This is a genomic window from Rhizobacter sp. P3_B12 (assembly GCF_056402895.1).
The window spans coordinates 1-2,667 of record NZ_JBFUGN010000856.1 but is presented as its reverse complement, the minus strand read 5'-3'; the positions used below and the strand labels follow the sequence as shown (position 1 = coordinate 2,667).

General features: G+C 67.7%; 2 protein-coding genes. Both read right to left on the bottom strand.

Going from position 1 to position 2,667, the window contains the following annotated elements; all coding sequences use genetic code 11:
- On the bottom strand, window positions 1–1,887 hold a 1,887-nt coding region (locus AC1D01_RS29125; protein ID WP_477872626.1), incomplete at its 3' end, for an efflux RND transporter permease subunit.
- A 21-nt stretch (window positions 1,888–1,908) separates the two neighbouring features.
- A partial coding sequence (locus AC1D01_RS29120) for an efflux RND transporter periplasmic adaptor subunit (RefSeq protein ID WP_477872624.1) occupies window positions 1,909–2,667 on the bottom strand: 759 nt, incomplete at its 5' end.

The following is a 2,667-nucleotide window of genomic DNA, read 5'->3' as shown; positions in this document are numbered from 1 at the left end:
GATCGACACGTCGACCACGCCCGGCTCCTTCAGCATGCGCGCCTCGAAGCGCTTGGCCAGCTCCTCGCTCGACTGGATGGTCGCGCCTTCGGGCAGCCACAGGTCGACCAGGATCTCCGGGCGGCTCGAATCGGGGAAGAACTGCTGCTGCACCTTGCCCATGCCGGCCAGGCCCAGCACGAAGGTGCCGATGGTCAGGCCGATCGTGATCCAGCGGTGCTTCACGCACCAGTTCACCGCGCGCCGGAAGCGCGTGTAGAACGGCGTGTCGAACAGCTCATGGTGCTGCTCGCCCTCGTGCATCTTGCTCTTGCTGTGCAGCAGCTTGGCGCCGAGGTACGGCACGAAGTACACCGACACCACCCACGAGATCAGCAGCGCCGCGGTGGTCACCGCGAAGATCGCGAACGTGTATTCGCCCACCGTCGAGCGTGCCATGCCGATCGGCAGGAAGCCGGTCGCGGTGATCAGCGTGCCGGTCAGCATCGGCATCGCGGTCACGTCGTAGGCGAAGGTCGCGGCGCGCATCTTGTCGTAGCCCTCTTCGAGCTTGCGCACCATCATTTCCACCGAGATGATCGCGTCGTCGACGAGCAGCCCGAGCGCGATGATCAGCGAGCCCAGCGAGATCTTGTGCAGCCCGACACCCCAGTAGAACATCGTGACGAAGGTGATCGCGAGCACCAGCGGGATCGTGATGCCCACCACCAGGCCCGGCCACACGTCGATGCGCAGCGGCTTCGTGTGCAGGCCCAGGCTGATGAAGCTGACGGCCAGCACCACCACCACCGCCTCGATCAGCACGTGCACGAACTCGCCCACCGACTTGGTCACGGCCGACGGCTGGTCCTGGATCTGCGACAGCTCGATGCCGATCGGCAGCTCCTTCTGGATCGCCGCGACGCGCTGCTTGAGCTGCTTGCCCAGTTCGATGATGTCGCCGCCCTTGGCCATCGAGATGCCGAGCGCGATCACTTCCTTGCCCTGGTGGCGCACCTTGACGGCCGGCGGATCGACGTAGTCGCGCTTGATGGTCGCGATGTCGGACAGGCGCAGCGTGCTGGCCGCGCCGGTGCTCGCGTTGGTGGCGCGGATCGGGAAGGCCGCCAGCTCCTCGACCGAGTTGAACTGGCCGCCCACGCGCACCTGCAGGTTGTCGCTGCCGGCATTCAGCACGCCGGCGCCCTCGACCGCGTTCTGCGCGCCGAGCTGGGCGATCACCTGGTTGAAGTCGAGCCCCATCGACGCGAGGCGCTTCTGCGAGATCTCGATGAAGATCTTCTCGGGCTGCGCGCCGAACACCTGCACCTTGGCGACGTCGGGCACCTTCAGCAGCTTCTGGCGCGTTTCCTCGGCTCGCTGGCGCAATTCTTCATAGGTGAAGCCGTCGGCCGACAGCGCGAAGATCGAGCCGTAGACATCGCCGAACTCGTCGTTGAACACCGGCCCGATCACGCCCGACGGCAACGTCGAGCGCATGTCGCCGATCTTCTTGCGCGTCTGGTACCAGACGTTGTTGACTTCCTTCGGCGGCGAGCTGTCCTTGATCTGGAAGATGGTCAGCGACTCGCCCGGCTTCGTGTAGCTGCGGATCTTGTCGGCGTACGGCGCTTCCTGCAGCGTCTTCTCGATCTTGTCGGTGACCTGCTCGGCCATCTGCTGCGCGGTGGCACCCGGCCAGAAGGCCTGCACCACCATCGCGCGGAAGGTGAACGGCGGATCTTCGTCCTGGCCCAGCTGGAAGTAGGCGACGAAGCCCAGCAGCATCAGCACCACCATCAGGTAGCGCGTCAGCGGCTGGTGTTCGAGGGCCCAGCGGGAGATGTTGAAACGCGAGGTCGGCACGTCGTCGTGCTGGCCGTCGTGGTTGTCTTGGGGGCTGCTCATGCGGTGCCTCGGGCGCTGGGCTTAGCGGGACGCCGCGCTGGCGGGCGCCATCGCAGCCGGGTTGCCGTTCTGCGCGGTCGGCTCGATGTACATCTTCACCTGCTGGCCGGGCGACAGCACGTGCACGCCGGCCGTCACCACCACCTGCCCCGGCGCGAGGCCGGCGGCCACCACCACGGTGTTGCCGTCGGCACCGGCCACCTGGATCGGCTGCGCCTTGACGCTGAGCACGCCCTGCGCGTTCTTGTCGACCAGCCACACCGAGGTGCGGCCCTGCAGCTCGGTGACGGCCGACAGCGGCAGGCGCACCACGTTCGATTGCTGCGGCAGCTCGATCAGCACGGTGGCGGTCTGGCCGAGGCGTGCCGGCAGCTCGCCGATGTCGGCCTTGATCTGGAACGTGCGGGTCGCGGCATCGGCGGCGGCGGCGACCTCGCGGATCGACGCGGACACCGCGTCATTGCTGCCCCACAGCTTCACCTTCAAGGCGCCGGGCTTGCGGGCGAGCGCCCGCAGGTCGCTGACATGATCCTCGGGCACCGAGAACACCACATCGCGCGGGCCGTCCTGCGCGAGGCGCACGACCGACGTGCCGGCGGCCACCACCATGCCGGGCTCGGCGTCGACGCCGGTGATCACGCCGTTGGAATCGGCCACCAGCGCCGCATAGGCCGCCTGGTTGCCCTGCACGCCGGCCTGCGCGCGCGCCTGGTCGAATTGCGCCTGGGCGGATTTCAGCGCGGTGTCGCGGCGCTCCAGCTCGGCCGAGCTGATGAAGCC